Source organism: Burkholderia sp. MR1-5-21, from assembly GCF_053427715.1.
This window is the reverse complement of the sequence record NZ_JBSAXD010000026.1, coordinates 42,999-64,312: the sequence shown is the minus strand read 5'-3', so window position 1 is coordinate 64,312 and position 21,314 is coordinate 42,999. Positions and strand designations below refer to the sequence as shown.

Here is a 21,314-nt window from a genome sequence, read left to right as displayed (position 1 = left end):
CCAGCCACATCGATCCCGCGACACGTGTCGTTCACTTCCACGGAGGATGGTGTCTGACACCTGATTGAAAAACGCCGTGTTCGCCGACGTTCCGGAACATCGCCGACTCTCGCACGACACACGCATGGACGTAGCTCGACCTCGGGTGAACACGAGTATGCAACCTGCGACGAAACGATCATTTCGCGTTTCCTGAATAGCGGAAATGGACGTTTGGATTGCGTTGCCCGGAGCCCGTCAAGTCGACAGCAAATGCCCTAATTGGCTGGCTATATTGCTTCACCATCCTGAGTAACTCAATCGGACGGACCACGACAACGTCGCGGATGCGACGGCGATTCCGGAGACCTGGGCGTGGGCAGGGATGGTCAACTCAACATCTGGGATGTCGATATGAAGAGCTCCGCAACACGCAACACGGCGTTGGTACTGTCGGTCATTGCCTTGAATGTCTCGTCGCTGGCCACAGCGGCAACAACACAGGTAGTCAAGCTGGGACTTGCCGGCCCTCTGACGGGTGTCGTCGCTCACATCGGCAGGGACGTCAGGAATGGCGCGAAACTCGCCGTGGATGAAGCGAACGCCAAGGGCTTGACCATCGACGGCAAGAAGATCGACCTGCAACTGGAGGTCGAGGACGATGCCGGCGATCCGCGCATCGCGACCGAGGTTGCGCAGAAGCTTGTCGACGACAAAGTCGTCGCCGTGATCGGACACGTGCAGTCCGGTGCGACGATTCCCGCATCCCGTATCTACCGGGATGCCGGCATCCCGCAAGTCTCTCCGTCCTCGACGAATCCCCTCTACACGCAGCAGGGCTTCAGGACGGCGTTTCGGGTGATGGCGACCGACGCGGAGCAAGGGCCTGCACTGGCCACCTACGCGTCGAAGCAGATGAATGCGAAGACGGTCGCGATTGTCGACGACGCGACGGCCTACGGCCAAGGGTTGGCTGACGAATTCGCCAAGAGCGCGAAAGCCCTCGGGATCAAGGTGGTGTCGCGCGATGCCAGCACCGACAAGACCGTCGACTTCAAGGGGATTCTGACCAAGATCAAGAACGAGAATCCGGATCTGATCATGTACGGCGGGGCCGATGGTGCAGGACCGCAACTCGTGAAGCAGGCCGCTCAGCTCGGCTTGCGGGCCAGGATCCTTTCCGGCGACGGAATGTGCACCGAGCGATTCGCCGCGTTGGCCGGCGACGCCGCTTCGCGGCTGACCTGCTCCGAAGCCGGGCTCCCGCTCGAGAAAATGCCGGGCGGCGACGAATTCAAGAAAAAGTACATGACCGCGTTCAACCAGAAGATCGAAGGGTATGCGCCTTTCGCGTATGACGCGGTCAACGTGGTGATCGACGCAATGAAACGGGCAAATTCGACGGATCCGGCGAAGATCCTCGATGCGATGTCATCGACGAAATACAACGGTGTCATCGGGCCGATCTCGTTCGACGAAAAAGGTGACCTGAAGGAGAAGGGCATTTCGATCTACGAGTACCGGGGCGGCCAGAAGACGCTTCTGGACGTGATGAAGCTGTAGAAGTCAGCCGGCCGGGCCGCACCGGAATTGCGGCCCGTGTGCATCCGTGCGGGATCGCCGGACGCCACGCGGACGCGCTACTGCAGCGTCGCTCCGGGATCCTTCACTACGCCATTCGTACAGCTGCGTCGAATGGCGCGGAAACGGGGTCGCGATCCGGGTTGCCCGAAGTCACTTTGGCTCGAACATCAACATGACGGAGTTTGTAGTGAGCTATTCGAAAAGAATGCGCTTGGTCAAGCCATCCGCAATACGTGAATTGCATCTGCTCGAACACGATCCCGAGGTCATCTCGTTCTGCGGCGGATACCCGGACGCCTCGTTGTTTCCGGTCGCCAATCTGCGCGACGCATACAGTGCAGTCATCGAGCGTGACGACCTGGCTTTTCAATATACGCATTCACAGGGCGACTTGTCGCTTCGGCAGAAGGTTGTCGCCAAGATGCGTCGAGACGGCGTGCCCTGCGACGAGGATGACGTGCTGATTCTCCACGGCGCTCAGCAGGCGCTTGATCTCATCGGCAAGTTGTTCATCGACGAAGGCGACACCATCCTCGTCGAGGCGCCAACCTTCCTTGGCGCGCTGATCGCGTTCAATGCGTATGCGCCGAGCTACGTCGGGATTCCGATGGACGACGACGGAATCGATACGGATGCGCTGGAAGAGATTCTGCGAAGCACCGCCGGCGTGAAGTTCATGTATGTGATACCGGACTTCCAGAACCCGGCCGGGGTCACGCTTGGTCTGGAACGTCGCAAGCGGCTGGCCGAACTCGCGGAGAAGCACGATTTCTACATTATCGAAGATTCGCCTTATCGGGACATCCGCTTCTCCGGACAACCCGTGCCCCCGATCAAGCATTTCGACACGAACGGACGTGTGATCTTCGTCGGCAGCTTCTCGAAAAGCCTCGTGCCCGGAATGAGACTTGGATGGGCGGTCGGCAACCAGGACCTCATCCGCAATCTCGCGCAACTGAAGCAAGCCGCCGATACCCAATGCAGCACCGTCAACATGAAAGTGGCGAACGCCTATCTCGAGTCGTTCGATCACGACAGGCACGTGGCCCGGCTGGTCGACAGCTACCGAAAGAAGAAGCAGTTGATGCTCGACGTGATCAACGCATCGTTTCCGGATTGCGTGACCCACACGAATCCGGAAGGGGGCATGTTTACCTGGCTGACCTTCCCGAAGGGATTCGATGCGGATGCGTTCCTGAAGAACGTCCTGTTGCCGACATCGAAAGTGGCATACGTTCCGGGCATGCATTTCTTCGCGGGCGGGAGCAGCGTGCCGGTTCACCACGCAAGGCTGAGCTACTCGGCATCCGCCGAGTCCGCCATCATCGACGGGATCGCAAGAATGGGCAAGCAACTCCATTTGCATCTGCGCTGAGGCTGGCCGACGCAACACCCGCTCGCGAGCGGCATCGCATAGGCAAACTTTTTCCCAAGAATGTGCAATCCGCCAGCAAGCACAAGCAAGACGGCCATCGCAGCGTAACGATACAGTGGTTCACACCGTCGCCCCGGTCGACGCCGGACTTTCGCAACGACAGCGCCTGTTCGCGCAATCGAATCGGCTTGTCCGGGAAAGGTCCGGTCGGAACGGGCAACCCTGCGTCGCGGGCGCAGGCACACGCACCGGCCGGGGCGACGGCATTCGATTCCGGCCGGACAGCGTTGACCGTCGATTCGACAGACACGCTTTTGAAGGGTTGAACACGCGATGATCAAACTATCCGAATCCATCGAGATTGCCGCGCCGGTTGCCGATGTCTGGCCCATTCTTGCCGACCCGGCGCAGGTCGTCGGCTGCGTTCCGGGCATGACGCTGACTTCCGATAAAGGCAACGGCGTCTACGACGGAACGATTTCGGTCAAGTTCGGACCGACGATCGCGAATTTCCGCGGGCAGTCCCGATTGACGTATGACCATGCTGCCAGGTCCTGCGATATCGAAGCGGGAGGCGTCGATCAGAAAGGATCGACGCGTGCGATGGCTTCCGCGCATATCGTCGCGTCCGGAGCGGACGTGACCACCGTGGTCATCGATGGCGGATTCAACGTGACAGGACCTCTGGCGCAGTTCGCACGCACGGGTGGCGTGTTTGTCGCAAGAGCGCTGCTCGAGGAATTCGTCGCCAATCTGACCCGGCGCCTGGAACGCGAGCGCGTGCCGGCAGGCAGCCCGATCCCCGACGCTCCTGTAACGCCGCAAGGAACTGCACCGGTAACCGCACAGATCAGTGCTTTTCGCCTGCTGCGCGCAGCGTTGCGTGGCTGGTTGAAGAATCTTTTCCGTCGAACGTAGAGCAAGGACAACGTCATGCTTTCACAATCCGAAGAACTCAACTACACGCTGCTCGCCAAGGCCTTCGCCGCTGAGGGCGTCGACACCGCCTTCCATTTGATGGGCGACGGCAACATGTACTGGGCGACGTCGCTGACGCGCGATTGCGGGGTGCGGGCAATCCACGCGCGCCACGAGAATTGCGCCGTCGCGATGGCGGACGCGTACAGCCGCGCAACGGGGAAAGTCGGCGTCGCGTCGGTGACATGCGGACCCGGCTTCACGCCGACCGTCACGTCGCTGACGGTCGCGGCGCGCGGCAACGTGCCGCTGATCCTTTTCGCGGGCGATACGCCGATCACCGACCTGTTCCACAACCAAGCCTTCGATCTCGGACCCGTCGTCGAAAAAACGGGTGCGCGCTATATCCCGTTGCGTCATCCCGACCGCATGCTGAACGACGTGCGAGAAGCGTTTTACATCGCGCGTTATGAGCGCACGCCGGTTGTGCTGGGTGTCCCGCTGGACCTGCAGATGTTGCCGGCCGCATGGGGCGTCGAATATGTCCCGTCGGCGGATCTGATGCCGCGGTTGCAACGCATCCAGCCCGATCCGGAACTGGTCGGCGAGGCCGCAGGAATCCTGGCGCAAGCCGAACGCCCGATCGTGGTCGCAGGCTATGGGGCGCTGCGTTCGGGGGCGATCCCGGAACTGTCGGCGCTGGCGCAACATGCGGGTGCGCTCGTCGCGACCTCGCTGCGTGCGAAAGGCGCGTTCCATGACAACCCGTTCAATCTCGATGTGTCGGGGTCCTTCGCAAGTCCGTACGCACATGAACTCTTCGCGGAAGCGGACGTGATTCTGTCGGCCGGCGCGGGTCTCGGCAGCTATACGACCGAGGCAGGCTATCTCTTTCCGAATGCAAAGGTCGTGCAGATCGATACGCGTCCGCGCGGTCTTTGGCAAGGCAGCCGGACTGCGGATCTGCATATCGCCGCGGACGCGAAAGCGGGCGCCCAGGCGATCACGAACGAGCTTCGCCAGCTGACTCCGGCGCGAACCGGCTATCGGCGTCCCGAAATCGCCGAGCGCCTCGCGCGGGATGTGCAGGACGACAAGCCGTTCGACCTGGAGCCGAATACGCTCGATCCGCGCGAGGCGGTCAACGAGCTCGATCGGGTCATTCCGAAGGACTGGGATATCGTGATGGGGTGTGCGCACTTCTTCACCATCGCAGGCCCGATGCTCAAGGGCCGTCCTGCGGACCGCTACCACTTCCTCACCGAGTTCGGCGCGATCGGACAGGCGCTTCCTTCGGCCGTCGCCGTGGCCGCCGCCCGTGGTAACGGCAAAGTTTGCCTGATCGAAGGCGAGGGCAGTCTGCTGATGCAGATCCAGGAGCTCGAAACCATCGCGCGGCACGGGATCAAACTCCTGATCCTGACCTTCAACGACGGCGCCTACGGCGCAGAGATCCACAAGCTCGTACCGAAGGGCATCACGCCGGAGGAAGCAACATTTGGCCGGCCGAACCTCGCCGCGGTTTCCCAGGCGTTCGGTCTGCGCGGCGCGATCATCGACCAACCCGGCAAGCTGTCGCAATGCTTTGCCGAGCATGAGCGCGGCAGCACCGCAAGCCTGCTCGACCTCCACATTTCAAGGACGGTCCCGTCGATCTCTTATCGGCGCGTCTATTTCGGCGAGGTCTGACATCGGTGACGGACCGACGTCCGAGCCCATATCCAATCGGAGGAAGTTGCATGGCCCAAGTTGTCCGCTTTCATGCCCATGGCGGTCCCGAAGTCCTTTCATACGAGCAGAGCGAGGTCGGTGCGCCGGCTCCCGATGAATTGCGGGTGCGCCAGACCCGCTGCGGGGTGAATTTCATCGACACCTACGTTCGCTCCGGGCTCTATCCGGTCGACCTTCCGTACATCCCGGGTCAGGAGGGCGTTGGGGAAGTCGCGGCGATCGGTTCGGATGTCACCGGTTTCCAGGTGGGCGACCGGGTCACCTATTCGACGATGGGGGGCGGCGGATACGCGTCCGAACGGCTCATCGAAGCGGATCTCGCATTCAAGGTGCCGGCGTGGATCAGCGATGAAGTCGCGGCGGCGTTCACGATGAAGGGACTCACGGTGCAGATGCTCATCCGGCAAACCTATCGGGTGGGACCGGGCACCGTGATGCTGGTCCACGCGGCAGCCGGGGGCGTCGGCACATTGCTTTGCCAATGGGCCGCCAGCCTGGGGGCAACCGTGATCGGCACCGTCGGATCCGACGAGAAGGCAAGGATCGCCCGCGAAAGCGGATGCCGCGAAGTCATCGTCTACTCGCGCGAGAACTTCGCCGAACGCGTCAAGGCCATCACGAAGGGTGAATTGTGCGATGTGGTGTACGACGGTGTGGGCAAGACGACCGCGATGGGCTCGCTTGATTGCCTGAAGCCGCTGGGCATGTTCGTCAGCTATGGGAACGCGTCGGGGCCCGTCGACAACTTCAGCTTGCTGGAACTGGCGAAACGCGGTTCGCTGTTCGTCACGCGTCCGATGTTGCCGCATTACGCGTCGACGCGGGAAAAGCGCGTGGCGATGGCCGACGAGTTCTTCGCGACGTTGAAGGACGGCAGCGTGACGGGGCCGTCGATCAAGCAATTCGCGTTGCGCGAAGCCGCCGATGCACACCGCGAGCTGGAGAGCCGACGTACGGCAGGCAGTCTCGTTCTCATACCGTAGGCTCGGGTCGCCCGGTGTCCGTCCGGCACCGGGCAGTTACAAAGGACCTCAACCCGAGTAGGGCGAAAGATCGCGCGTCGATACGGCTTTCCGAGCTGTGCGGACGAGCCTCGCTGGTTCGTGGCGTCGCCGGTGCTCGCCTGTACCAGCATTCTGGATGCCTGAAGCGGATTCGACCGTGTTGTAAAGCGGCGCTTGCTGTCATGCTTTCTGGGGCAATCGTGTTGCATGACCGGGCGCGCCTGGCCGGCCGAAGTGGGTTCCACATCCAGGCTTTTTCAGGCGTGAGCATGCATTCGCTCCTCCGATCTGAGCACATCCGGAGGCGGTTCCGCACCAGAGGCTGTCACCGTTAGCTTATCCGAGTCGCAATGGTATGGTTTCCTAAATTGCACGTCGAAACAGCCCTGTTTCGAAAAAGTTCAGTTGATAGTGGTGGAGTGGCGAAATGGATCGTTCAAACCCTGTTCTTGACCGGCTGGATCATCAAATTCTTGCCGCCTTGCAACGCGATGCCCGGCTCTCGAGTGCGGAGCTGTCCGAGAAGGTCAATCTCAGTACGTCTCCATGCTGGCGTCGCGTCAAGCGACTCGAGTCGGCAGGCGTGATCACCGGCTATCACGCGCGTGTCGATTTCATCAGGCTCGGCTTCGAGGTGACAGCCCTTGTCCAGGTCGCGCTTGCGCCGAAGTCGGCCGAACATATGAGAGCGTTCGAGGCCGCTATCCGGCCGTTACCGGAGGTTCTGAGCTGCCACAACATCTCGGGACAATTCGACTATCACCTCGTCGTCATGGCCAAGACACCGTCGCGCTTCGGCGATTTCGTTCGCGAACACATCAATGGCTGTCCGAGCATCAAGGAAGTATGTACGTCGTTCGTGATCAGCGAGGTGAAGGCGCCGGTCTCGCCGCCGCTTTGACTGCACGTGACGACTTGCATGCCCGGACTGCGGCGAAACGGCCTTGCCCGGACAACACTCTTCAAACTCCCACCCACGGGCGAATGATTCCGGTGTCCCCGGATGTCTTCCGGTGTGGGCATTCCATTGCTTGAATGGAGGACTTTCCCTTGTCTCAACCCGCTCTCTTCACGCCGTTGCGAGTGCGCAATCTCGATCTCGCCAATCGCATCGTCATTGCTCCGATGTGCCAATACTCTGCCGTCAATGGATGCATGAGCGACTGGCATCTCATCCATCTCGGGCAACTCGCGCTGTCAGGCGCTGCGCTGCTGACAATCGAAGCGACTGCCGTGGTGCCGGAAGGACGGATCAGCTACGCCGACGTCGGCCTCTATGACGACGCGACTGAAGCGTCCATCGCCACGGTCCTCGACAGCGTGCGTCGCTGGTCGGATATCCCGATCGCCATCCAGCTTGCGCACGCGGGCCGCAAGGCATCGACAGACATTCCATGGCTGGGACGCAGTCAGCTGTCGCCGGATCATGAAAACGGCTGGCAAACCGAAGGGCCCTCGGCCATTCCGTCCGATTCGGCCTCTCTGCCGCCAACCGAGCTGGACAAGGAAGGACTCAAGCGGATACGCGACGCATTCGCCGCTGCTGCCAGGCGCGCGGCCCGGCTCGGCATCGATGCCATCCAGATCCACGCCGCACACGGCTATCTTCTGCACACGTTTCTGTCACCGCTTTCAAACCGGCGCATCGACGAATATGGCGGCTCACTGGAAAACCGCGCGCGCTTTCCGCTGGAAGTCCTCGATGCGGTACGCGATGCATTTCCTTCCGATCGTGCCGTCACGGTCCGGATCTCGGCAACCGACTGGATCGAAGGCGGTTTCACGCTCGACGAGGCAGTTGCGTTCTCGCAGATGCTCGAAGCCCGCGGAGCAGATGCCATCGATGTGTCGACCGGCGGCCTGCATTCGGCTCAGGACATACCGGTCGCACCCGGCTATCAGGTGCCTCACGCGCGCGCCGTCAAAGCCGCGGTGAGCGTTCCCGTCGCCGCAGTCGGCCTCATCACGGAACCGACCCACGCGGATGCGATCGTTGCGACTGGCGACGCTGACCTGATCGGCCTCGCCCGCACCGTGATCTATGATCCGCGCTGGCCGTGGCATGCGGCAGCGGCGCTGGGTGGCCAGACGACCGCCGTCCCCCAGTATTTGCGATGCGTCCCGCGCCTGCATCGTGATGCCTTCCGGGCGCCGCACCATCATGCTTTCCTGAACTGAGGACGCGCGCGGCAACGTCGCAGCAGGGTGGACTGGCCGGATCCACATGGTGGTCCGCCCTGCACATCGTCAACGGGATCTCGAACCTAAACGCGCCGCCATGCGCCAGGTGTCATCCCGGTCTCGGCCTTGAAGGCCTTCGTAAAGTGACTTTGCGACGCATACCCGCAGGCGAGCGCAATTTCCACCAGCGCCATCGCGGTTTCCCGCAGAAGGTGCTTGGCGCGCTCGACACGCCGCTTCGCGACATAGCGGTGGGGCGGCAGACCGACACCAATTCGAAACATCTTGGCAAAATGAAACGTACTCAGGCCGGCCTGGCGTGCCAGATCATCCAGGTTCAGCGTCCCGCCCAGGTTCGTCTCGATAAACTCGGTGAGTTTTCTCTGGACGGACGGCGCAAGACCACCCTTGACCGAGGTATTGGCCGCACGGGCATTGTGGCGCCGGAGCAAGTGATGAATCAGCAAATGACAGGCGGAATCGAGCGCCATGCGATCGTATCCGTCCGTCCAATCGAGCGGGAGTACGCCGCCGCGCACGATCATCGCAATCGCCGGATCATCGACAAAAGTGAGATCCATCAGGTCGATCTGGCATTGACCGAAATTGAATGCCGTCTGCGCCTGGTATGCAAGCGCATCCGGATCGATATAGAGGTGGAACATCCGGATCGCACCGCCTATCTGCCATTCGCTCACATGGCCGGCGGGCAGCACGCATAGCTTGTCCGGGGCACCGCCCGTGAGCCGCCTGTCTGCGCGAACGACATCATTGCCGCCTTCCAGATAGACGCTGAGTGTATGATGCGCCGGATGGTCATAGCGGGTCCAGCTGTCGCGGTTGTGCCACTCCGCGAGTGCGACACCGCAGCCGACCGTAGCTTCACGCAAGAGGTGCGCGCCGTTTCCCGAGAGAACCTCGCTTACGCGAGAAATAGACGGTTTCATTGTCAGCCTGCCCTCAAGTCCAACTCGCAATTCATAAAAGCGCCACGACAGGCAATTTGCGCGATCACGCACACAAGGTGTGCATGTCGTGGACAATTTTCGCGGCTCGAATGGTCACGGTGTCTTTCGCGAAGACAGTCGGCGTTCGCGCACTCAACGTCGGCGAATTGCGTCGTCGTCGGCTACTGACACCGGATAGTCGTTCGATGTTCGCAAATTTCAGGCATCTGCCACGCGAATGACCCGACCATGTTCGGGAACCGTCGCTCCCAATCAAGCAACTTGAATGCCAGACTTGGACGGTGCTGAAAAAGTGACGCTGACCGACAGGGAGCTTGAGCCCGCGATTTCCGGATCCTATCTCCGGCTGATGCCGAGCAACGTGAGCACCTGCAGGAAGCTGGTGGCTGACGGTTCGCATGCATTCAGTGCACATTCGATGACTGCATCTCCCTCCAGTGCACTGAAAAGCAGATAGGCGGCATGGTCCGTTGAAATGAGCGCCGCGCTCTCGTGAGCCGCATGATGCGCTTGCAGGGTCTGCCGGATCCAGTTCAGCTTAAGGCGAAACAGCTTCTCGATCTCGCTGCCAATCCTGTGCGAAACATGCGATCGAACTGCAGCCAACACGCTCGAAAGCGAGGGCAGGCCTTGCTCGAATCCTTCGGAACCCAGGCACGCATAGGCGATCAGGCAACTTTCGGCGTCGCGATACTCGAAGGATATTTCGCGAAGTTCCCTATCGACATACTCGGCATGCGTTCTGATCAGCTCGACGCAGAGTGCCTCTTCCGTTCCGAAGCACTCGGTCACTGCCGCTTCCGTGGACGACGCGAACGTGGCGAGACCCGCCAACGTAAAGGATGAGAATCCGCGCGCGCGAATCAGTCTGCCGGCCTCGGCAAGAAGGACATGCCGCGTGCTGCGGGAGCATGCCGTCGCCCCTCCCTTCACGAACCGCGCTTTCGGATAGGCCGATCTCGAGGAAGGAGGGTGACGGTAGATCATTGATGTTGCCGGGTCCGTTTAGGGCTGTGGTGTACGAGAAGCGACACAAGACGCGGATTGTTCCGTGGCAGCCATTTATGGCTTGTTGGTCATCCGACTGCCGGTGACTTATTGTGAGACCAGGCGCGGCCCTGTTGCAGGCACGCGCCCGAATCGGCCTCTAGCGGCTTTCGGCGCTGACCGCCTCCTCGGGCTGGAGGCCGATGTAACCTTCGACCACCACGACGTCCGCAAGCGCGGCCGCTTTGCGAAATTCCGCCGCACGTGTGTATTCCGGGGATCGGTAGCACGCCAGCGCTGTTTCGTAATCCTTGAACTCGATCACGACCAGGCGGGACCGGTACTTGCCTTCCACCACGTCCGCCTGGCCACCTCTGATCAGGTACCGGCCACCGTACTTCCGATACGCGATCTGGTTCAGCTTCGAGTACTCGGCGAACGTGTCCGGATCGGTGATGTCGGTTTGCCCGATCCAATAGCCTTTTGCCATCTCCATCTCTCCAAAGGTACAAGGTGTTTCAAATTGAGCAGGACTGCGAAATCAGCTCACGGCGGGCAGCTTGTCGCGAGTCCTCGTTTCGAAATCGCTGGCGTCATGACGCTCGTGCAACTGCATGGCCGGATCGCCGCTCAACCGGTTGACCATCCGGCCGCGCTTCACGGCCGGGCGCTCGAGAATGACGTCTGCCCAACGCTGCACGTGCGTGTACTCGCGAACGCCCAGGAATTCCGCACTGTCATAGAGCCAGCCCTTCGCGAGCCCTCCAAACCAGGGGAACGCGGCAATATCGGCGATCGTGTACGTGTCGCCGGACAAGTATTCGTGATCCGCGAGTCGACGATCGATCACGTCCAGCAGGCGCTTCGTCTCCATCGCGAATCGATCGATCGCATATTCGATCGCCGTCGGCGCATAGGCATAGAAGTGACCGAAGCCACCGCCGATGTAAGGCGCGCTTCCCATCTGCCAGAAAAGCCAGGACAGGCATTCGGTGCGGCGCGCGGCTTCGCGTGGCAGGAAATCATCGAATTTTTCGGCCAGGTAAAACAGAATGGCGCCCGATTCGAAGATGCGAATCGGCTCCGGTCCGGATCGATCGACAAGCGCAGGTATCTTGGCGTTCGGGTTGATATCCACGAAGCCGCTGCCGAACTGCTCGCCCGCGCCGATCCTGATCGGCCACGCGTCGTATTCGGCGCCGGAATGCCCACGCGCAAGCAGTTCCTCCAGCAGGATTGCGACCTTCTGTCCGTTCGGCGTCGCGAGCGAATAGAGCTGGAGCGGATGTCGACCGACCGGCAACGCCTGTTCGTGCGTTGACCCCGCAGTCGGCCGGTTGGTGCCGCTCGTCTTGCGCCAGGTCCAGACTTCAGGGGGCCTGTATTCGGACGAAACAGTCATTTCAAGATCTCCCCGCTCGCTCGATGAATGCAATTGCAATGGCCATTGCGCTGAATCCCGTGAATGGTGACGTACCGGTTCGACGAGACCCTCGAGGTTCAACGCTCCACCCACGTATCGCATGGAGGGTCGTTGCCTCGGCTGCCGTGCAAGCGCTCGCTTTTCACGGCCCCGGACCGTTGCTCATCGTCTTCCGCGCGCAGATGGCGCATGCGAACGACGATGTTAGTCGAAGCGGCATGTCGATTCATGTCGATTGCAGGGATTCAAACGCTGCTAACGAAATGAAAATGCAGCGTATTGAGAAATGGCGAAACGAACATTCCAATTTGTGCAGGACGGGCCATCGCATGCCTCCCGTCGCCACACACATTCCGGTTGCCAAGCGGCGCTCTGCTCAGCATGATGTCGCCCAGAGTCGCAGCGCCTTCATCGTCAACGATTCATACCGGCAACCATCGGCCGGCGATGCGATTGCTCTGCTGTGCCGAACCCGGAACGACCATCGAAATTCCTCCGTACAACGCTCCGTACACCTGAAGCGTAGCGGCGGCCGCTGGTTGCACAAAGCGATGATTATTTGCCGTCTTGTGAATAGAATTTGTTCATCGGTGCTACCGCACGGCGACAGGTAGCGCGAATCAGGACCCCAACGATGGATCTGCGAAAACTGCCCAATCTGGGCGCGCTGAAAGCATTCGAAGCTGCTGCCCGGCTGGAGAGCTTTTCCCGGGCAGCGGACGAGCTGTACGTCACCCATAGCGCAGTCAGCCATCAGATTCGTGCGCTCGAGTCCGATCTGGGCATCGCGCTGTTCCGGCGCGACGGCAAGCGCATCACGCTGACCGATAACGGGCGACGTTATGCAGGACAGATCCGCGCTGCGCTGTTCGACATCGCCGCTGCGACCGAGTCGATGCGCGCCGGCGACCGCGAGCGACGGCTGGTGATCAGCCTGCTGCCGTCGTTCGCTTCGCGATGGATGACGCCGCGCATTGGTCGCTTCATCGAGCGGCACCCCGAAATCGACATCGAATTGCTTTCGACCAACACGATCACGAACTTCAACCGTGACGACGTCGATGTCGTGTTGCGGTTCGGTGACGGCGACTACCCCGGCCTGTTCGTCGAGCTTCTCCTCGATGAGGTGTTCTTCCCGGCGTGTTCGCCGACCTTCAACGGCGGAAATCTGCCCCGGACGCCGGCCGATCTGGCCAATGTGACGCTGTTGCGCAACGATTACGAAATGTGGACGTCGTGGTTTAGGGCCGCTGGCCTGAAAGGCTGGGCCGAGCCGCGGCGCGGCGTGCTGTTCCAGGATTCGTCGATGCTGATGCAGTCCGTGATGGACGGGCAGGGCGTCGGACTCGTCAGGCGATCGCTCGCGATGCAGGAGGTGGTCGACGGGCGGCTCGTCCGCTTGTTCGACATCGACGGGCCGAGCCCTTGGGCGTACTGGTTCGTGTGTCCGCCGCCGATGCTGGATCTGCCGAGAGTGCAGGCGCTACGCGAGTGGCTGCGCGAAGAGACGGCGCAATTCCGGGCACTGTACGAGAAAAGCCCGTGCGCTGTCACGACGGCGCGCATCGACAGATGACGTTCACACGCCGCAGAAGCGGCCGGCGCGACGAGGATCCACTCGCGTGATCTTCTCGCGGCGCCCAGCGGGCACGATCGCGATGATCGCAGCGTGCAACATGCTGTTCATTTCGTCGGTGCGTGATGACGGAGACCGGTGACGACGCGCTGGGCGGCCAACGCAAGCCCGCCGGCAAGGACCGCCATCGCGACCGACAGGCCGATGAGCGAACCCTCGAGACCAAGCCGCTCCGCGGCCAGGCCCAGTCCCAGGACAGGCACGATGCCACCGAGGTAAGCGACCGTGAAGAACGACGAGATCATCCCCGCCCGGTACTCCGGAGTCGCGATCGCATTGACGACGAAGAGTGCGGACATGAACGCGAGCCCCTGACCGAATCCGCCAAGCAGGTCGCTTGCCACGAACAGCCAACCGGATGACAACGCGACTGATGCTGCCAGCATGGCCAACGCGGCGGTGACGATCAGCGATCCCAGCACGAGCCCGAGTCTCGGATTCATTCCGCGGAACGTCGTCTGCGCCGCGGCAGAACCCGCGAACAGCATCGCAACCCCGATTCCGCCGATGGCGGGCCCGCGCCACGGCAGGAATGCGTTGAAGAAAGAAGGGGCCAGCGACGCGAAGAGGCTGAACAGGGTGTAGCCAATGAACGTGATGACCGCAACCGTGATGAACTGCTTGACCTGATGTGCCCCCGGCAGGTGAAAGCGCAAGCGGGGAACAAACCGCGCCGCTGCAGCCGGTCGCACTTGCGACCCGTTGCGCATCAAGGCCAGCAGGGCAAGCAAGAGCGCGCCAGCCAATACCCCGTAAGGGAGCTGCAGCGGGAACGGCAGGATCTGGGCGATGAAGCCGCCCGCAAGCGGGCCGAGCCCGAGACCGGCGATCGTCATCAGCGATCCGATCGATGACGCGTGGGTCATCCTGTCCGGCGGGGACACGGCGACGAGACCGGACGTCGCCGACGTCGCAGCAATGCCGGCTGCAAGACCGATCGTGAAACGCCCGATGGAAAGAACCAGGAGGTTCGGCGCGAAGCCGGAAACGACAAGCCCTGCAAGCGCCAGCATCGTCGCTGCGCGCAGCGTGCGGATGTGGCCGATATGGTCGCTGAGATGCCCCAGGAACAGCAATGCCAGCAGTGTGCCTGCCATGTATGTCGTATAGGCGATCGTGATCCCGCTTGGCCCGATATGAAACGTCTTCTCATACAGCGGATACAGCGGACTGGCGAGCGTTGCGCCAGCCATGATCATGGCAAGCGTGTAGGCCATCGTGTTGAACTGCGCATTCGCAGCCCGGGCCCGGGACATTGAACTGTCTTGAATCTCCATTGCGCTTCACCTCGGTATCCAGTCGATAGCCAAGGATAGAGCGGCGGTAGCGTCGAGAGAACGCCATCGGCAGGCAACGCTACATTGCATATAGGACAAAGCGGGACAAAGCGCGACGGCCTGCGGCGCCGCACGCGATGCGCAGCGCCCTGAATGGATCCGCTAGGTCGGGTTGCCGACGAGCGACGCAACGAGATCGATGAACGCGTTGACGCGCTTCGAACCACGCTGGTTCGGCAGGTAAAGCGCACTGACGACCGACCGGGCGTCATTCGGCGTCACGTCGTACCGTTCAAACAGCTTCAGCAGTTTTCCCGACTGGATATCGGACTCGATCAACCAGTCGGGCAGCAGCGCAATGCCCGCCCCATCCAGTACGGCCTGGCGCAACACCTCCGAGTTGTTGGATTTCATGCTTCCTGTCACGACAACCTTGGTCGTGGTGTCGGCACCGGCGAATGTCCAGAACTGCTGGTCGCCACGATAGGAAAAGCGCAGGCAGGGGTGATTCGCCAGATCGGCCGGCTCCACGGGGGTTCCGTGCGCCGCCAGATAGTCGTGGCTGGCCACGACATAACGGCGGAAAGCGCCGAGTCGCCGGGCCACGACATCCGCCGTGGGTGCCGCCTCGCCCAGTCGGATCGCAACGTCGATCCGCTCGGCAACGAGATCGACCATATCGTCACTCAATCGCATGTCGAGATCCAGCTTCGGGTACCGGGCAAGAAAACCCCCGATGTGCGGCCCGATGCAGCGCGATCCATAGACCACTGGCACGGACACCCGCAGCGGTCCTGACGGTTCGTCACCCCGGTCGGCGACAAGGGCATCTGCGTCGGCCAGATCCTCGAGCAACTTCTTCGCGCGCACGTAATAGACGGCGCCGGCATCCGACAGCGTCACTTGCCGGGTTGTCCGGTTCAGCAACACAGTGCCGAGCGATTCCTCAAGGCCATCGACCGACCGGACGACCGACGATGTCGCCAGATCGAGGCGGCGGCCCGCGCTGGAGAAGCCACCCGCTTCAGCGACTTCCACGAATGCCCGCAGTGCAGAGAATTTGTCCATGCCTTTGCCTTTGCCTTTGTCGCAATGATCCGTTGCGTTCCGCCTGCATTCTACAGAGGCCCGTCAGCCCCTATCTTCTCACCATGAATTCACCGGAGGTTGCAATGAACAAGCTGAACATCACGCTGACGAGCGATTTCATCTGCCCGTGGTGCTGGATTGCCGAACGCCGGCTCGGGCGCGTCATCGATGAATTGGGGCTTGCCGACGCCGTCGAAATGAAGTTCGTTCCGTACGAACTGAACCCGACAATGCCCGCCGACGGCATGAATCGCAAGGCCTACCGGACCGCCAAGTTCGGTAGCTGGGCACGATCGCAGGCAATGGACGCGCACGTCGCGGAAGCCGGGCGTGCCGAAGGTCTGGCGTTCCATTACGCGATCGTCGATCGCACCCCCAACACGCTGCTGGCTCATCGTCTCGTGTTGTTTGCACAACGCAGCGGGAATGCAACCCGCGTCGTCGATGCACTGTTCGCCGCGTATTTTCGCGATGGCCGGGATATCGGTGACGCCGGCGTTCTGACCGACATTGCTACCGAATCCGGCCTGGATGCCGGCGCGGTGCGAGCATTCCTCGCGTCCGACGATGGCGTGTCCGAGGTCCGTTCGCTCGCGGCGGCGGCGAACCACCAGGGTGTTGCGTCAGTGCCGTCGATCCGGATCGGCGCGACCGTGATCACCGGCGCTCAACCTGCTGCGGTTTTCAGGGACGCGCTTGCCGAAGCGGTCGGCGCGCACACCACCGGCGAATAAGGAGGCCATCATGTCGGTCAATACAAGGAAACCTCGGGCTCTGGTTATCGGCGGTTCGTTGGGCGGCCTCTTTGCCGCAAACAGCCTGCTGAAGTCCGGGTGGGAAGTGGACGTATTCGAGCGGTCACCCAGCGCACTCGACAGCCGCGGCGGGGGCATCGTTCTGCAGCCGCAAGTTGTCGAGGCGATCAACAGCGCCGGACTCGGCTCGGCTTCGCCGCTTGGCGTACTGTCGCGTGATCGCGTCTATCTCGACCGGGACGGCAGGGTGCTGCACAGCGCCTTCATGCCGCAAACGCAGACGTCGTGGAACACGCTTTATCGCAATCTGATCAAGGGTATCCCGGCCGAGCACTACCACCGCGGGCATCGCCTCGTGTCGTTCAGCCAGGACGGCGAGCAGGTAACCGCGCGCTTTCAGGACGGCCGGGTCGAGGAGGGCGATCTCCTGATTGGTGCCGATGGCGCGGACTCCACGGTGCGCTCGATCCTTCTGCCGGAGGTTGGCCTTGCTTACTCGGGCTACGTGGTATGGCGAGGCCTCGTTCCGGAACAGGCCGTGTCCCCGGAAACGGCCGCGGCTTTGACCGGGAAGTTCGTGTTCCAGCAAGATCCGGCGTCGCTGATGCTCCAGTACCTGGTGCCCGGAGAGGACGGTTCGGCAAAGCCTGGGGAGCGGCGGTTCAACTGGCTCTGGTATCTGAAGGCGGAGCAAGGCGCAGGCCTCGACGAGGTCCTGACGGATCGCCAAGGCAAGCGTCGTCAGCACTCCGTCCCGCCGGGCATGCTTGCGCCGGCACAAGAGCGCTACATCCGCGACTATGCCGAGGCGAATGCGAATCCTGCGTTCAGGGACCTGGTGCGGAAAACCGACGAGCTCTTCGTGCAGGCGATCGTCGACCTCGCCGTGCCTCGCATGGTGTTCGGCAGAGTGATTCTCCTCGGCGATGCCGCATTCGTGCCGAGGCCGCACACGGCGGGGAGCACGGCGAAAGCGGCGGAGAACTCGCTCACGCTGGAAGCTGCACTGCGCGCCTTCCCGGGAGATATCGATGCCGCCCTGAGGGTCTGGGAGGAGGACCAGTTGAATTCGGGCCACCGGATGATCGAGTGGGGCGTGCACATGGGCAACCGCCTGATGAACGTGAATGCCTGACGGCGATGTGTCAGTGGGTTTCGGATAACCGGAGGAAGAAATGTCTGAGGCAACGTTGCACTATCTGTACGATCCGTATTGCGGCTGGTGTTTCGGCGCGTCGCCGCTGCTCACTGCGGCGCAGGAAATCGACGGGCTGCATGTCGAGCCGCATAGCGTCGGGATGCTGGCCGGTCCGCGCCGGCAGATGATGTCGCCGGAATGGCGCGACTTCGTGCGGCCGCACGAAAAGCGGATTACCGCACTCAGTCACGTCGAGTTTGGCGCACCGTACGTCGAACGCGTACAGGAAGATCCGTCGATCGTGCTCGATTCGGGGATGCCGACGGCGGCCATGCTGGCAGCCGAGCAGTTGTCCGGACGCGGTCTCGAGATGGTCAAGCGCCTGCAACGAGCGTATTACGTCGAGGGCATGCCGATCGCCGAGCGTGACGTCATCCTGAACCTGGCCGTGGAACTCGGATTCGACAGGGATGTTTTCGCGAAGTCATTCGACGACGCGATCGATCGCACACTGGAATCGCATATCGACGCGAGCAACCGTTTGCTCGCGTCGCTCGGGGCACGCGGTTTTCCGGCATTCGCGCTCCAGATCGGAGGCAAGCGGGAAACACTGCCGATCGGCCGTTACCTTGGAAGACCGGAGAGATTTGTCGAGGAAATTCGGACGAAGATCGCCGACGCCCGGAATGGCGAAGCGTAAGGCAAGACGCCCCGGACAACTTCGAATCGGCGCCGATCGTGTCGCCCGTGGACTCATGTCCGCCTTCAGGACAATGCGATCGGCACGCTCCCGGCGTTCGCCGATTCGATCAAGGCGTCCAGGATCCGCTGCGTCTTCAGCGCGACGTCGGGCCAGAACGGATCGCGCTTGCCGGACAAGACGAGGTCGGCGAAAGTACGGTACAGGTTCGACTCCTGGGCGGTGGGGTGATTGTTGCTGTACTCGGCGAGCGAGATCGTCCGCTCGTGTCTCTCCAGGTTGAAGAAGCAGCCGTTCCCGCCAAAACTGTCATTGCCTACGGTGAACGACACCTCATTCCCGAAGTGCGGCAGTACGAAGTCCTTCAGGTGCAGATAACCCTTCGCTCCGCTGATGCAGGCCCATTGCTGACGGCTGGTGTTGAAGGCGTTGTACAGGGTTGCCGAGACGCCATTGTCGAAAAGCAACTCGCCTTCGAATTCAATGGGCGTCACCCCGGATCCGTCGGGCCTTGGCATCCCCTTCAGGGTACGGCCGCGCACTTCCACCGGCAGCGTGTAGTTCATCGCGAACAGAATCAGCCGGATGTTGTACCAACCGACATCGCCAAGGCAGCCAGCGGGCTCCACGACGTTATTGCGCTGGATCCACTCATCGTCGCCGACGAAACTGAAATGGCTCGTGATGCGGCGGATGTCGCCAACGCTCGCACCGTCGTCCAGTATCGAGCGCATGGCCTGCAGACGCGACGAATGCTGGAACATGACGCCGTCCATGACCTGCACGCCGGCCGCATCGGCTGCATCGATGATGCGCTGCAGATCGGCCGCGTTGATCCCGCAGGGTTTTTCGATGACGATATGCTTGCCCGCCTGTACCGCCTTGACCGCCCAGTTGGTGCGAACCGCGGTCGGCAACGGAATGTAGAGTGCGTCGATGTCTTCGCGCATGATCAACGTGTCATACCCGGAGACCGCGTCGACAGCGTAAGACGTCGGCACGGAGGCCTGGCATTCGTCGATGAACCGTTGTGCGTTCTCGACCGAGCGGCTGCCGACCGCGACGATGCGACTGTTACCGGCGTTGATGATCGAATGCCAGTTCTTCTTCGCGATGCTTGCAGCGCCCAGAATGCCCCAGCGGCATATCCTTTGAGCAGTCGTCATCGTCCCCGTTCTCCCGTTGACATGGTTCGTTCGATGCCGACCGGGATTGCAAGGCTCCGGCTGACGCACACCGGTGGCATTGCTTCAGGTTGAACTTCGAACGTAATGGTTGAATGAACCTTTCTCGCGCCGGCGGTACCGATATAGGTCATGCACCGCTCGACTCTCTATGCATGGAAATATCGTAGCCATATCCTCGTCGATTGCAAAACGAGGCTTTTTTGTCGTCTTGTGAGAAAAATTTGACGACTGGCGTTGTCGCGCACAGGCACCGTGAGCGCCTTTCGCCGCTCGTCGAGTACGCCGCCTGCCTCACGGTCCGACCGGATACGCTCGCAATGAAGCAGCTGTTCGAATTGGCCCAGGTTGCAGAACCTCGGCGCAGCGAATGGCTGCTGTAGCGCTCGGGCACGGGCATGCCGGTCGCCCCAACAATGGTGCGCAGGAGCGGTATGAAACTGCCGGCATGCAAGCCTCCGTCGGTGAAGCCAGTCCGCCGTCGGCGCGGCCAGAATGCCGTTACGTGACTGTCAGAGATTGAACGGCCAGACTCGCTGCACGGTGCCGTGCCAGATCTCGCGACGGTCTGCCAATGGCATAAAGTCCAGATGGTCCCGATACAAGGCGACCGTTTGCGAGTACGACGTGTACGGAAGGCAAACCGGATGGTCAGTACCCCACATGAGTCGCGTCGGGCCAAATGCGTCGTACACTTGTTTCAGCAAGACAAACGAGTCGGCATACGGATAGGGTTGCTTCGACAGAGACCAGAGATGGGAAATTTTGACGTAGACGTTCGGATAACGTGCCATCGCAAGAAGACTGCGTATCTGGTGCGGCTCGTCAAGCGGTGCGTCTGCCATATGGTCGATGACCACCGTCAGGTCAGGGTGCCGCTCGATGAGCGCTGCGATCTGTTGAAGGCGGGTGGCGGGCGTGAGCAAAGTCATCGGAACCTTGAGTTGCTCGCATCGGGACCACAGGGGTAGCATCAGCGGCCCGTCGATCCAGTCCCCTTGTGAGGTCGCTGACGGGCTGAGCCGCACCCCCCTGAATCCTTGCGCTGTCAGTTCACACAAGTGATCCGGCGCTGCGGGATCGGTCGGATTCACGCGCGCAACCGCATGAAATTTTCCGGGATACCGTCTCAGGACATCCGCAACGTAACTGTTGTCCCACTTGTAGTGAATCACCTGGATGAGAACCGTGTGCGATACACCATTCTCCGTCATCAACCGAAGGAGACGTTCAGCGCTGGCGTCGGTGCCGGTCGGGACTTTCGCGTCTACGGAAAACGGATATTTCGGGTCCGTTTTCCAGACGTGCACGTGTGAATCGATCAGCAACGGTGTCGCCTTCGCCGCAGCCGCTTGATCGGGGACGCAACCAATCCGTGTGGTCAT

Annotated in this window: 19 protein-coding genes and 1 pseudogene; 12 read left to right on the top strand and 8 right to left on the bottom strand. The window is 61.5% G+C overall.

Annotated features, from left to right (window positions below; genetic code table 11):
• The first annotated feature begins 393 nt into the window (after window positions 1-393).
• The 8 genes and pseudogenes from ACV229_RS29450 to ACV229_RS29415 all read left to right on the top strand — a co-directional run bounded on the left by ACV229_RS29450 (window position 394) and on the right by ACV229_RS29415 (window position 8,769).
• On the top strand, window positions 394-1,542 hold the full coding sequence (locus ACV229_RS29450; RefSeq protein ID WP_448086647.1) for a branched-chain amino acid ABC transporter substrate-binding protein: 1,149 nt from the start codon (window positions 394-396) through the stop codon (window positions 1,540-1,542).
• A gap of 208 nt (window positions 1,543-1,750) precedes the next feature.
• Window positions 1,751-2,938, top strand: a complete 1,188-nt coding sequence (locus tag ACV229_RS29445; protein ID WP_448086597.1) for an aminotransferase-like domain-containing protein — start codon at window positions 1,751-1,753, stop codon at window positions 2,936-2,938.
• A 333-nt stretch (window positions 2,939-3,271) separates the two neighbouring features.
• Complete coding sequence (locus ACV229_RS29440) at window positions 3,272-3,856, top strand: SRPBCC family protein (protein WP_448086596.1); 585 nt, start codon at window positions 3,272-3,274, stop codon at window positions 3,854-3,856.
• 15 nt (window positions 3,857-3,871) lie between these two features.
• A pseudogene (locus ACV229_RS29435) lies at window positions 3,872-4,144 on the top strand (thiamine pyrophosphate-binding protein); the annotation flags it as partial.
• Between the two features lie 15 nt (window positions 4,145-4,159).
• Window positions 4,160-5,545, top strand: a complete 1,386-nt coding sequence (locus ACV229_RS29430) for a thiamine pyrophosphate-binding protein (RefSeq protein WP_448086646.1) — start codon at window positions 4,160-4,162, stop codon at window positions 5,543-5,545.
• Window positions 5,546-5,595: 50 nt separating this feature from the next.
• A complete protein-coding gene (locus ACV229_RS29425) occupies window positions 5,596-6,570 on the top strand; it encodes a quinone oxidoreductase family protein (RefSeq protein WP_448086595.1) in 975 nt (324 codons plus the stop codon).
• 448 nt (window positions 6,571-7,018) lie between these two features.
• Window positions 7,019-7,492, top strand: coding sequence for an Lrp/AsnC family transcriptional regulator (locus ACV229_RS29420; protein WP_448086594.1), 474 nt, complete (start codon window positions 7,019-7,021; stop codon window positions 7,490-7,492).
• Between the two features lie 134 nt (window positions 7,493-7,626).
• Window positions 7,627-8,769: an NADH:flavin oxidoreductase/NADH oxidase gene (locus tag ACV229_RS29415; protein ID WP_448086593.1), complete on the top strand. Its 1,143-nt coding sequence runs from the start codon at window positions 7,627-7,629 to the stop codon at window positions 8,767-8,769.
• Between the two features lie 86 nt (window positions 8,770-8,855).
• On the opposite strand, the gene ACV229_RS29410 is transcribed toward ACV229_RS29415, so the two are convergent.
• The 4 genes from ACV229_RS29410 to yghU all read right to left on the bottom strand — a co-directional run bounded on the left by ACV229_RS29410 (window position 8,856) and on the right by yghU (window position 12,129).
• The gene (locus tag ACV229_RS29410; RefSeq protein ID WP_448086592.1) at window positions 8,856-9,719 is read right to left on the bottom strand and encodes a helix-turn-helix domain-containing protein; all 864 of its coding nucleotides are present in this window, start codon (window positions 9,717-9,719) and stop codon (window positions 8,856-8,858) included.
• Between the two features lie 357 nt (window positions 9,720-10,076).
• Window positions 10,077-10,727: a TetR/AcrR family transcriptional regulator gene (locus ACV229_RS29405; RefSeq protein WP_448086591.1), complete on the bottom strand. Its 651-nt coding sequence runs from the start codon at window positions 10,725-10,727 to the stop codon at window positions 10,077-10,079.
• Window positions 10,728-10,887: 160 nt separating this feature from the next.
• A complete protein-coding gene (locus ACV229_RS29400; protein ID WP_448086590.1) occupies window positions 10,888-11,217 on the bottom strand; it encodes a DUF1330 domain-containing protein in 330 nt (109 codons plus the stop codon).
• A 51-nt stretch (window positions 11,218-11,268) separates the two neighbouring features.
• Entirely contained in the window at window positions 11,269-12,129 is an 861-nt protein-coding gene (yghU, locus tag ACV229_RS29395; protein ID WP_448086645.1) for a glutathione-dependent disulfide-bond oxidoreductase, read from the bottom strand.
• A 655-nt stretch (window positions 12,130-12,784) separates the two neighbouring features.
• On the opposite strand from yghU, the gene ACV229_RS29390 reads away from it, so the two are divergent.
• On the top strand, window positions 12,785-13,726 hold the full coding sequence (locus ACV229_RS29390) for a transcriptional regulator GcvA (RefSeq protein ID WP_448086589.1): 942 nt from the start codon (window positions 12,785-12,787) through the stop codon (window positions 13,724-13,726).
• Between the two features lie 107 nt (window positions 13,727-13,833).
• On the opposite strand, the gene ACV229_RS29385 is transcribed toward ACV229_RS29390, so the two are convergent.
• Window positions 13,834-15,063: an MFS transporter gene (locus ACV229_RS29385; RefSeq protein WP_448086588.1), complete on the bottom strand. Its 1,230-nt coding sequence runs from the start codon at window positions 15,061-15,063 to the stop codon at window positions 13,834-13,836.
• Between the two features lie 162 nt (window positions 15,064-15,225).
• The gene (locus ACV229_RS29380) at window positions 15,226-16,131 is read right to left on the bottom strand and encodes a LysR family transcriptional regulator (RefSeq protein WP_448086587.1); all 906 of its coding nucleotides are present in this window, start codon (window positions 16,129-16,131) and stop codon (window positions 15,226-15,228) included.
• A gap of 32 nt (window positions 16,132-16,163) precedes the next feature.
• Here ACV229_RS29380 and ACV229_RS29375 point away from each other — a divergent pair, with 32 nt between their 5' ends.
• Genes ACV229_RS29375 through ACV229_RS29365 form a run of 3 tightly spaced genes read left to right on the top strand, consistent with a single transcriptional unit; the run spans window position 16,164 to window position 18,745 of the window.
• Window positions 16,164-16,886 (top strand): DsbA family oxidoreductase, encoded by a 723-nt coding sequence (locus ACV229_RS29375; RefSeq protein ID WP_448086586.1) that lies wholly within the window; start codon window positions 16,164-16,166, stop codon window positions 16,884-16,886.
• Window positions 16,887-16,896: 10 nt separating this feature from the next.
• Window positions 16,897-18,042, top strand: coding sequence for an FAD binding domain-containing protein (locus ACV229_RS29370; RefSeq protein WP_448086585.1), 1,146 nt, complete (start codon window positions 16,897-16,899; stop codon window positions 18,040-18,042).
• A 40-nt stretch (window positions 18,043-18,082) separates the two neighbouring features.
• Window positions 18,083-18,745: a DsbA family protein gene (locus tag ACV229_RS29365; RefSeq protein ID WP_448086584.1), complete on the top strand. Its 663-nt coding sequence runs from the start codon at window positions 18,083-18,085 to the stop codon at window positions 18,743-18,745.
• Window positions 18,746-18,810: 65 nt separating this feature from the next.
• Here the strand turns inward: ACV229_RS29365 and ACV229_RS29360 are convergent, their stop codons facing one another.
• Together ACV229_RS29360 and ACV229_RS29355 are read right to left on the bottom strand one after the other, a co-directional pair.
• Window positions 18,811-19,911, bottom strand: coding sequence for a Gfo/Idh/MocA family protein (locus ACV229_RS29360; RefSeq protein WP_448086583.1), 1,101 nt, complete (start codon window positions 19,909-19,911; stop codon window positions 18,811-18,813).
• Window positions 19,912-20,441: 530 nt separating this feature from the next.
• Window positions 20,442-21,314 (bottom strand): amidohydrolase family protein, encoded by an 873-nt coding sequence (locus ACV229_RS29355; RefSeq protein ID WP_448086582.1) that lies wholly within the window; start codon window positions 21,312-21,314, stop codon window positions 20,442-20,444.

What these genes read in the sequence shown, in the direction of transcription:
- ACV229_RS29400 (WP_448086590.1), bottom strand. Translation starts at nt 11,217, where the DNA reads ATGGCAAAAGGCTATTGGATCGGGCAAACCGACATCACCGATCCGGAC.
- ACV229_RS29415 (WP_448086593.1), top strand. Translation starts at nt 7,627, where the DNA reads ATGGAGGACTTTCCCTTGTCTCAACCCGCTCTCTTCACGCCGTTGCGA.
- ACV229_RS29420 (WP_448086594.1), top strand. Translation starts at nt 7,019, where the DNA reads ATGGATCGTTCAAACCCTGTTCTTGACCGGCTGGATCATCAAATTCTT.
- ACV229_RS29380 (WP_448086587.1), bottom strand. Translation starts at nt 16,131, where the DNA reads ATGGACAAATTCTCTGCACTGCGGGCATTCGTGGAAGTCGCTGAAGCG.
- ACV229_RS29385 (WP_448086588.1), bottom strand. Translation starts at nt 15,063, where the DNA reads ATGGAGATTCAAGACAGTTCAATGTCCCGGGCCCGGGCTGCGAATGCG.
- ACV229_RS29360 (WP_448086583.1), bottom strand. Translation starts at nt 19,911, where the DNA reads ATGACGACTGCTCAAAGGATATGCCGCTGGGGCATTCTGGGCGCTGCA.
- ACV229_RS29365 (WP_448086584.1), top strand. Translation starts at nt 18,083, where the DNA reads ATGTCTGAGGCAACGTTGCACTATCTGTACGATCCGTATTGCGGCTGG.
- ACV229_RS29410 (WP_448086592.1), bottom strand. Translation starts at nt 9,719, where the DNA reads ATGAAACCGTCTATTTCTCGCGTAAGCGAGGTTCTCTCGGGAAACGGC.
- ACV229_RS29405 (WP_448086591.1), bottom strand. Translation starts at nt 10,727, where the DNA reads ATGATCTACCGTCACCCTCCTTCCTCGAGATCGGCCTATCCGAAAGCG.
- ACV229_RS29440 (WP_448086596.1), top strand. Translation starts at nt 3,272, where the DNA reads ATGATCAAACTATCCGAATCCATCGAGATTGCCGCGCCGGTTGCCGAT.
- yghU (WP_448086645.1), bottom strand. Translation starts at nt 12,129, where the DNA reads ATGACTGTTTCGTCCGAATACAGGCCCCCTGAAGTCTGGACCTGGCGC.
- ACV229_RS29370 (WP_448086585.1), top strand. Translation starts at nt 16,897, where the DNA reads ATGTCGGTCAATACAAGGAAACCTCGGGCTCTGGTTATCGGCGGTTCG.
- ACV229_RS29450 (WP_448086647.1), top strand. Translation starts at nt 394, where the DNA reads ATGAAGAGCTCCGCAACACGCAACACGGCGTTGGTACTGTCGGTCATT.
- ACV229_RS29390 (WP_448086589.1), top strand. Translation starts at nt 12,785, where the DNA reads ATGGATCTGCGAAAACTGCCCAATCTGGGCGCGCTGAAAGCATTCGAA.
- ACV229_RS29425 (WP_448086595.1), top strand. Translation starts at nt 5,596, where the DNA reads ATGGCCCAAGTTGTCCGCTTTCATGCCCATGGCGGTCCCGAAGTCCTT.
- ACV229_RS29355 (WP_448086582.1), bottom strand. Translation starts at nt 21,314, where the DNA reads ATGACCACACGGATTGGTTGCGTCCCCGATCAAGCGGCTGCGGCGAAG.